This window comes from uncultured Massilia sp., from assembly GCF_913773735.1.
Classification (GTDB): Bacteria; Pseudomonadota; Gammaproteobacteria; order Burkholderiales; family Burkholderiaceae_D; genus Telluria.
In genome coordinates, this window is record NZ_CAJYEB010000007.1 from 1 (window position 1) to 9,930 (window position 9,930).

Sequence of the window (9,930 nt, forward strand, 5' to 3'; positions counted from 1 at the left end):
TGGCCGCCACGGCGGTCTGGGGCACCCAGCAGACCAACCTGTTCGAGGGCGCGAAGTACGACGGCGTGTTCGCCATGTGGTACGGCAAGGGCCCGGGCGTGGACCGCTGCGGCGACGTCTTCAAGCACGGCAACAATGCCGGCTCCGCGAAGCATGGTGGCGTGGTGGTGCTGGCCGGCGACGACCATGCCGCCAAGTCCTCGTCGACGGCGCACCAGTCCGACCACATCCTGCACCACTGCGGCATCCCGGTGCTGTACCCGTCGTCGGTGCAGGAATACATCGACTACGGCCTGCACGCCTGGGCCATGAGCCGCTACAGCGGCCTGTGGGTGTCGCTCAAGTGCGTGACCGACATCATCGAGTCGGGCGCCGTCGTCGACCTCGACCCGGACCGCGTCCAGACCGTCATCCCGACCGACTTCGAGCTGCCCCCGGGCGGCCTGAACATCCGCTGGCCGGACGCCGTGCTGGACCAGGAAGTCCGCATGAACAACCACAAGTGGTATGCGGCCCTGGCGTATGCGCGCGCCAATAAGCTGAACAACATCGTCTGGGACAGCCCGGCGCCGAAGATCGGCATCATCACCGCGGGCAAGAGCTACCTCGACACGCGCCAGGCGCTGGCCGACCTCGGCATCGACGAGCAGGCCGCCAGCGAGATCGGCCTGCGCCTGTACAAGGTCGGCATGACCTGGCCGCTCGATGCGATGGGCGTGCAGGAATTCGCGCGCGGCCTGGACGAGATCATCGTCGTCGAGGAAAAGCGCCAGGTGCTCGAATACGCGCTCAAGGAAGAGCTGTACAACCTGCCGGACGGCGAGCGCCCGCGCGTGGTCGGCAAGTTCGACGACACCGGCGAATGGAGCGAGAAAAGCCGTTCCGGCCGCGGCGACTGGCTGCTGCCGGGCACCTACGAGCTGAACCCGGCGCAGATCGCGCGCGCCATCGCCTCGCGCATCTCGCACTACTGCGCCGGCCACCCGGTGGCGCAGCGCGTCCAGGAACGCATCGCCTTCCTGGAAGCGAAGGAGCTGGTGCTCAGGAACATCCCGGCCAAGGCCAACCCGGAAACCGACCGCATCCCGTACTTCTGCTCGGGCTGCCCGCACAACAGCTCGACCAAGGTGCCGGACGGCTCGCGCGCGATGGCCGGCATCGGCTGCCACTACATGGTGCTATGGATGGACCGCGAGACGTCCACCTTCACGCACATGGGCGCCGAGGGCACCACCTGGATCGGCCAGGCCCCGTTCACCGATGAAAAGCACGTGTTCGCCAACCTCGGCGACGGCACCTATTTCCACTCGGGCGTGCTGGCGATCCGCGCCTCGGTCGCGGCCAGGGTCAACATCACCTACAAGATCCTGTACAACGACGCCGTCGCCATGACGGGCGGCCAGGTCGTCGACGGTCCGCTCGATCCGGCCAGGATCAGCCGCCAGCTCGCGGCCGAGGGCGTCAAGCCGATCATCGTCGTCACCGACGAGCCGGACAAGTATCCGGCCGACTACCCGTGGGCCGAGGGCGTCACCGTGCGCCACCGCGCCGAGCTGATGGACGTGCAGCGCGAGCTGCGCGAGATGCCGGGCGTGTCGGCCATGATCTACGACCAGACCTGCGCGTCGGAAAAGCGCCGCCGCCGCAAGAAGGGCGCCTACCCGGATCCGGCCAAGCGCGCCGTCATCAACGAGGCCGTGTGCGAAGGCTGCGGCGACTGCTCGAAGCAGTCGAACTGCCTGTCGGTGGAGCCGCTGGAAACGGAACTGGGCCGCAAGCGCCAGATCAACCAGTCCTCGTGCAACAAGGACTTTTCGTGCGTGACCGGTTTCTGCCCCAGCTTCGTCACCGTCGAGGGCGGCGGCCTGAAGAAGCCGAAGAAGGCCGCCGCGGCGACGGCGCCCGACGCCGCCGCCCCCGCGCTGCCGATGCCGGCGATCCCGTCGACCGAGCAGCCGTTCGGGATCCTCGTCACCGGCATCGGCGGCACCGGCGTCGTCACCGTCGGCCAGATCCTGGCGATGGCGGCCCACGTCGAGAACAAGGGCGCGCTGGTGCTGGACATGAGCGGCCTGGCGCAGAAGGGCGGCCCGGTGATGTCGCACGTGCGCCTGGCGGACCGCCAGTCGGACCTGCACTCGACCCGCGTGGGCACCGGCAACGCCGACCTCGTGATCGGCTGCGACCAGATCGTCACCGCCAGCCGCGACGCGCTGTCGCGCATGGGAGAAGGCCGCACCTGGGCCGCGGTGAACGGCAGCGGCGCGACCACGGCCGCCTTCATCAAGAACCCGGACTGGCAGTTCCCGGCCGAAGGTTCGCGCGGCGCCATCGTGCAGGCTTGCGGCGCCGGCAACGTCGACTTCATCGACGCCGGCCAGATCGCCACCAGCCTGATGGGCGACGCCATCGCGACCAATATGTTCATGCTCGGCTACGCCTTCCAGAAGGGCCACGTGCCGCTGCGCGAAGCGTCGATCATGAAGGCGATCGAACTGAACGGCGTGTCGGTCGGCTTCAACAAGTCCGCCTTCGAGTGGGGCCGCAAGGCCGCGCACGACCTGGCCGCCGTGGTCAAGCTGACCACGCCCGCCAAGGTCATCGAATTCAAGCGCAGCGAGACGCTGGACGACCTGGTCGAGCGCCGCGTCGCGCTGTTGACGGCCTACCAGGATGCGGCCTATGCGCGCGACTACCGCGACTTCGTCGGCCGGGTGCGCGCCGCCGAGGACAAGCTGGGCAAGGGCACGCGCCTGTCCCAGGCCGTGGCGCGCAACCTGCACAAGCTGATGGCCTACAAGGACGAGTACGAGGTCGCGCGCCTGTACACCGATCCGGCCTTCATGGCCAAGATCGACGGCATGTTCGAAGGCGACGTCAAGCTGAAGTTCCACCTGGCGCCGCCGCTGTTCGCGAAGAAGGACAAGGACGGCCACCTGGTCAAGCAGGAGTTCGGCCCGTGGATGATGAAGGCCTTCGGCGTGCTGGCCAAATTCAAGGGACTGCGCGGCACGGCGTTCGACCCGTTCGGCCGCACCGAGGAACGCCGCACCGAGCGCGCCCTGATCCAGGAATACCGCCGCACGGTCGAGGCGCTGCTGCCGAAACTGACGGCCGACAACCTGGCCCAGGCCGTGGCGATCGCCAGCGTGCCGGAAGACATCCGCGGCTTCGGCCACGTCAAGGAGCGCCACCTGGCGGCGGCCAAGCGCAAGGAAGCGGACCTGGTCGCCGCCTTCCACGCGGGCGGCGCCGCCTCGCGCGCCGCCTGACACGGCGTTCCTGCCGGCGCCCGGACAGCGCCGCCGCGACGGGCGATCCGGCCCGGCCCGGCGGCGTTGTCGCATCTTCCCAACTGTTACAGTTGGATGCAATTACGCCGGTTCCGGGGGCTATAATCGGACGCATGACTTCGCCTCTCGCTCTCCTTCGCCGTCCGGCCTGTGTCGCAGTTTCCACCCTCGTCGCCGCATTGGCGCTGACCGCCTGCGGCGGCGGCGGTGGCGGCGGCAGTCCCGCCATCGCGCCGGGCGCCGGGAGTACCGGCAACGGTGGTAACAACGGCGGCACGACGCAACCGGGCACGCCGGCCGCCACGCCGGACCCGATCCCGACCGACTTCATGCGCTACCAGAACCTGTGCGCCAAGCCGCGCACGGGCGTCGACGCCGTCGGCATGTCCTTCCCGGACCGCCAGGGCACGCTTGCCGACGAGATGACATTCCTGCGCGGCTGGGCCGACCGCTACTACCTCTGGTACAACGAGATCCCGTCCACCGTGCGCATGGCCGACTATACCGACGCCATCAGCTATTTCGGCGCGCTCAAGACGCCCGGCCTGACCCCGTCGGGCAAGGCCAAGGACCGTTTCCATTTCACCTACACGACGGCCGAATGGGATGCGCTGAACCGGGCCGGCGAGGAAGTCGGCTACGGCCTGACCTGGTCGCGCAATGCCACGACGCCGCCGCGCACCTGGCTCGCCGCGATCGTCGAGCCGGGTTCGCCGGCCGCGCTGGCCGGCGTGCGGCGCGGCGACATGCTGGTGGCCGTCGACGGCATCGACTTCGTGAACACCGCCACGACCGACGGCGTCGCCAGGCTCAATGCGGGCCTGTTCCCGAAAGGCGCCGGCGAAGCGCACCGCCTCACCATCCGGCGCGGCAGCGACACCTTCGACGTCGGCCTGAACGCGGCCGTGGTCGCGAGCGCGTCGGTGAAGAACGCCAAGGTGATCGACACGCCCACGGGCCGGGTCGGCTACCTGATCTTCGACGACTTCAACGCGGTGGCCGAGAAGCAGCTGATCGACGCCTTCGTCATGTTCAAGGCGCAGGCCGTGAGCGACCTGGTGATCGACATGCGCTACAACGGCGGCGGCCTGCTGTACATCGCCAGCGAACTGGCCTACATGGTGTCGGGACCGACCACGGCCGGCAAGACCTTCGAGCGCCTGCAGTACAACGACAAGACGGCGCCGGAAGCGCCGATCCCGTTCCGCAACACCGCCTACGGCTTCGCCTCGCCGAACCCGGCGCCGGCCGGCCAGGCGCTGCCGTCGCTGGGCTTGAAGCGCGTCACCGTGCTGGCCACGTCCGGCACCTGCTCGGCCAGCGAGGCCGTGATCAACGGCCTGCGCGGCGTCGACGTCCAGGTCGACATCATCGGCGGCCAGACCTGCGGCAAGCCCTACGGCTTCACGCCGGTGGACAACTGCGGCACGACCTATTTCTCGATCGAGTTCCAGGGCGTGAACGCGAAGGGCTTCGGCGACTTCGCCGACGGCTTCGCCCCGACCTGCACGGTGGCCGACGACCTGTCGCGCGCCCAGGGCGACACGGCCGAGGGCCTGCTGGCCGCGGCGCTGAACTACCGCGCCAGCGGCACCTGCCCGGTCTCGCGCGCGAAGGCGGTGCCGATGGAACTGGTGCGGCCGCAGGCGAAGGAGATCGCGATCCTGCCGCGCAGGTGATCCGGCACCGGCGCGACGCCATGGCGTTGCCGCCCACGCGGGGGCGACGCCGGGACTTCGCCCGTCTATAATTTCCAGCATAAAATTTTCTCAACCCTGCTGGAGTCCTGGATGATTCGTTCTGCGTTGCTGGCCGCCCTGATGGCCGCCATTCCCCTGTCGCATGCCGCACCCGACCTCGTTACCATGTCGGAGCGCTCGGGCTTTACCGCCACCGGCCGCTACGACGAAGTCGTCAGGCTGTGCGCCGCCTTCCAGCAGGCCTATCCGAAACAGGTGAAGTGCTTCCAGTTCGGCACCACGCCGGAAGGCCGGCCGATGCTGGCGCTGGCCGCGAACGCCGACGGCGTGTTCACCGCCGATGCCGCCAACAAGCGCGGCCTGCCCGTCACCCTGATCCAGGGCGGCATCCACGCCGGCGAGATCGACGGCAAGGACGCCGGTTTCCTGGCGCTGCGCGAAATGCTGGAGAAAAAGCTGGCCCCGGACGCGCTGGGCAGGCAGGTGCTGCTGTTCGTCCCCGTGTTCAACGTCGACGGCCATGAGCGCTTCGCGAAGTGGAACCGCCCGAACCAGCGCGGCCCGGTCGAGATGGGCTGGCGCACCACCGCCCAGAACTTCAACCTGAACCGCGACTACGTGAAGGCCGACGCGCCCGAGATGCAGGCCATGCTGGCGCTGGTGAACGCCTGGGATCCGCTGACCTACGTCGACCTGCACGTCACCGACGGCGCCATGTTCCAGCACGACGTTTCGATCCAGGTCGAGCCGGTGTATTCGGGCGACCCGGAATTCCGCAAGGCCGGCCTGGCGCTGCGCACCGGCGTCATCGAGGACATCACGAAGGAGGGCTCGGCGCCGCAGTCCTACTACATGTCGTTCAAGGAGACCGACGACCCGGCCTCGGGCTTCGTCGACAGCGTGTCCGACCCGCGCTTCTCGACCGGCTACTTCCAGCTGCGCAACCGGATGGCGATGCTGGTCGAGACCCATTCGTGGAAGGACTACCCGACCCGCGTGCGCGTGACGCACAACGCCTTCGTCTCGGTGCTGCAGCAGGTGGCGCGCCACGGCAAGGAATGGCAGCAGGCGGCGCGCGAGGCCGATGCGCGCGCCCTGCGCATCGGCGGCCAGCCGGTGGCGCTGACCTACCGGACCACCGACAGGACGACGATGGTCGACTTCCAGGGCTATGCCTACACGCGCACGATGTCCGACGTGTCGGGCATGCTGATGACGCGCTACGACGAAAGCAAGCCGCAGGTCTGGCACGTGCCGCTGCGCGACGAGGTGGTGGAGGACCTGCGCGTGAACGCGCCGCGCGCCGGCTACGTCGTGCCGGCCGCGTTCGCGCAGGCCGTGGCGGCCAAGCTGGACCAGCACGGCATCGCCTACCGCAAGCTGGACAAGGCGGTCGCCGCGGCGCCGGTCGAGACCTTCCGCGCCGACAAGGCGACGTTCGCCAACGTCTCGTTCGAGTCGCACCAGCGCCTGAAGGTCGAGGGCAGCTGGAAGCAGGAACCGCGCGCGCTGGGCAAGGGCGCGCTGTTCGTCCCGGTCGCCCAGCCCAAGGCGCGCCTGGTGGTGGCGATGTTCGAGCCGCAGGCGCCGGACTCGCTGCTGGCCTGGGGCCTCTTCAACAATGCCTTCGAACGCAAGGAATACATGGAGGAGTATGTCGCCGAGGATGTCGCGCGCGCGCAGATGGCGCAGGACCCGGCGCTGGCCGCGGCATTCCGCCAGCGCGTCGAGACCGATGCCGCCTTCGCCAAGAACCCGCACGCGCGCCTGGAATTCTTCGCGCGCCGCCATGCGTCCTGGGACGAGCGCCTGAATCTGTATCCGGTGATGCGCACCGATACGGCGCTGTGACGCCACCGCGGTAACGCCCTCCCTGCCTTCCTTCCGGCGGCGCCCGCGGGCGTCGCCGGCATCCCCGATTATCCTTCCCGCATGCGCGTTCCCCATTTGAGGAATTGCTGCGCATTGTCAATTCACTTAGTCTCGCCACAAAAGCGCTGTCGCTAAAACAATGACAAGTGGCGGCTGGGGAGAGAGGACCCGAAAGAGCGGCGCGCCGCCCGCGCGGGCGGCGCCGTGGCGTCGCGCGCGCAGCCGTCGCGCATGACGGCGCGCTCGCGTGCACTCCTTTTCCCGGCCATCGCCGGTCCGGCGGCGCATTCCCGTTTTGCCCTGTGCCCAAGGACGACCATGACCACCACCCGCTTGCCCCGCAAATCCACCGTCGCATTGACTGTCGCCCTCGCGCTCGCCGGCTGCGGCGGCGGCGGCGACGGCCCCTCCGGTCCCGGCCCCGTCGCCGAGCCGCCGGCCCCGAGCACCCTGCTCAGCGGCGTCGTCGTCGACGGCTACCTGAGCGGTGCCACCGTCTACCTGGACCAGAACAACAATGGCCAGCGCGACGCCGGCGAGCCCGGCGCCGTCACCGATGCGGGCGGCAAGTTCAGCTTCGCGGTCGCGGCCACGGTCGCCCAGGTCAACGGCCTGCGCCTGCGCGCCGGCGGCGGCACCGACACCTCGACCGGCCAGCCGTTCACGCATGCGCTGAGCGCCATCGTCGAGGATGCGGCCAGCAAGCCGTCGGTGCCGGTCACGCCCCTGAGCACGATCGTCGAGGCCATGGTCGCGGCGGGCGCCGCCCCGACGGTCGCGCAGGCGCGCGACAACGTGGCGCGCGTGTTCGGACTGTCCTCGGTGGCGGTGCTCGACCGCGATCCGCTGACGCTGGCCGCCGGCGAGCGCAACCTGCTGCAGAAGATGGTGGCGCTGCAGAAGGCGATGGAAGTGCTGGCCACGACCGACAAGGCCGCCGCGGAGACCGGCACCGGCGCGGCCTCCAGCCGCGTGGCCCAGGCGGTGGCGGCCGAGGTGGCGCGCCTGGTATCGGTGGGCACCGTGCAATCGGTGGGCGCGGTGATCGGCGGCGCCGTCGCCAACCAGGACCGGTTGCTGATGAACCGTCCGGCCGCGCGCGGCGTGGCGGCGCTGGCCGTCGACGTCGCCAACCTCGTCGAGGCGAGCGTGGCGATCGCCGTCGGGCGCCTGCTGCAGGCGGCGCCCGACGCCACCGGGGCCGCGCTGCAGGCGGCGCTGGTCGGCAACGTCGATCCGGTCGTCAAGCGGGTGAACGAGGTGCAGTTGCTGGCCCAGCGCCGCGCCGCCGGCATCACCGGTGCGCCGGCTGGCGAGCCGCTGCGCCTGCTGGCCGCGGTGAACGAGGCCGGCATGGGCCAGGAGGTGGCCGCGCTGGTCGCCGCGACCAGCGTGCTCGCCGCGGTGCCGCCGGCGTCGAGCCAGCCGCCGCAGTCGCTCGAGGGCGTGGGCGAGGCGGTGCTGGTGCTGATCGGCGCCCAGCAACCGACCCAGGCGCCGACGCCGGCGCCGACGGCCGCCCCGACGCAGGCGCCGACCCAGGCGCCGACGCAGGCACCGACCCAGGCACCGACGCAGGCACCGACCCAGGCGCCGACGCAGGCGCCGACGCAGGCACCGACGCAGGCCCCGACGCAGTCCCCGACGCAGGCCCCGACCCAGGCACCGACCCAGGCGCCGACCCAGGCCCCGACCCAGGCCCCGACCCAGGCACCTACGCAGGCCCCGACGCAGGCACCGACGCAGGCACCGACGCAGGCACCGACGCCGGCGCCAACCCCGGCCCCGACGCAGGCGCCGACCCCGGCACCCACGCCGGCGCCGACCGCCGCACCGACCCCGGCGCCCACGCCCGCGCCCACGCCGGCGCCCACGCCCGCGCCCACGCCGGCCCCGACGCAGGCGCCGACCCCGGCGCCCACGCCGGCGCCCACGCTGCCGCCGGAAACCTTTCCGGGCACCTGAACCGCGCCGCCATCCGATCACGCTCGCCGCATAGGACACCGCAATGACCATCTCGAATACCGTCAACGTTTCCGCCATCCCCGTCTCGCAGGACGACCCGACGCAGACCGCCTGGGGCGTCCCGCTCGCATCGCAATACGTGTTCGTGCTCGCCCACGGCACCGCGGCCGCCGAGACCTTCGACGCCGCCGACTTGCCGGAGGCGGTCCGCACGCTGATGGCCACCTACGGACGCGGCGTGTCGGTCGCGCTGGGTGGCGGCGGCGATACCGCCGTCGGGTCGGCCTGGGGCGACGTGTTCCGCGCCGGGGACGGGGTCAACTACATCGACGGCGGCGCCAACGGCGGCACGGGACCGGACGGCAACCCGGCGCGCGACGTGCTGAACGTGTTCGCCGCCTCGGCCGCCGCGGTGGATGCGCTGCAGGTGACGGCGCTCGGCGCCGACGCCGGCGGGGCCGACGGCGCGGCCTGGGCGGCCGGCTACCGGGTCAAGGTGAGCAACGGCAGCGAGACCGACTACCTGAAGGATGTCGAGCAGGTCAACGTGTTCCGCATCGATGCCGGCAATGCCTACGTGAAGACGATCCGCCTCGCGCCCGAGGTGTACGTCATCGGCGCCGCCGATCCGGGACTTGCCGCCAGCATGCACCATGCCTGGGTCCAGGGCACGGACGGGGGCGACGCCTTCGACGCGTCCACGCTCCCGACTGCCGCGCAGGCGCTGATGGCGCAGCACGGGCGCGGCGTCTACGTCGAGCTGGGCGGCGGCGACGACACTGCCGTCGGCTCCGGCTACGGCGACGATTTCACGATGGGCGCCGGCACCAACTACGCCGACGGCGGCGCCAACGGCGGCAGCACGCCCTGGGGCGGCAAACCGCAGGACGTGCTGCACGTGGTGGTGGCCGACCAGGCGGCGGCCGCCGCCGTGCAGGTGGTGCAGCTGGTGGCGGGGATGAACGGCGCCGATGCGCAGGCGTTCGCCAACGGCTACACGCACAAGGTCGGCGCCGGGGCGGAGACCGACTACGTCAAGGGCATCGAGCGCATCACCGTGCAGGTGGCGCAGCCGGGCGGCGGCAGCACGTTCGCGCGCG

At 70.7% G+C, this 9,930-nt stretch carries 5 protein-coding genes; 4 read left to right on the top strand and 1 reads right to left on the bottom strand.

The window, feature by feature from the left end; genetic code table 11:
* From QZ749_RS02815 to QZ749_RS02825, 3 genes are all read left to right on the top strand, one after another.
* The coding region (locus QZ749_RS02815) for an indolepyruvate ferredoxin oxidoreductase family protein (RefSeq protein ID WP_296943039.1) at positions 1-3,272 on the top strand (3,272 nt) is incomplete at its 5' end.
* Between the two features lie 200 nt (positions 3,273-3,472).
* A complete protein-coding gene (locus QZ749_RS02820) occupies positions 3,473-4,972 on the top strand; it encodes a S41 family peptidase (RefSeq protein WP_296943041.1) in 1,500 nt (499 codons plus the stop codon).
* Between the two features lie 111 nt (positions 4,973-5,083).
* Complete coding sequence (locus QZ749_RS02825) at positions 5,084-6,844, top strand: M14 family metallopeptidase (protein ID WP_296943043.1); 1,761 nt, start codon at positions 5,084-5,086, stop codon at positions 6,842-6,844.
* A gap of 518 nt (positions 6,845-7,362) precedes the next feature.
* On the opposite strand, the gene QZ749_RS25625 is transcribed toward QZ749_RS02825, so the two are convergent.
* Positions 7,363-8,826, bottom strand: coding sequence for a hypothetical protein (locus QZ749_RS25625; RefSeq protein WP_373896770.1), 1,464 nt, complete (start codon positions 8,824-8,826; stop codon positions 7,363-7,365).
* A gap of 47 nt (positions 8,827-8,873) precedes the next feature.
* Here QZ749_RS25625 and QZ749_RS02835 point away from each other — a divergent pair.
* On the top strand, positions 8,874-9,930 hold a 1,057-nt coding region (locus QZ749_RS02835; protein ID WP_296943047.1), incomplete at its 3' end, for a hypothetical protein.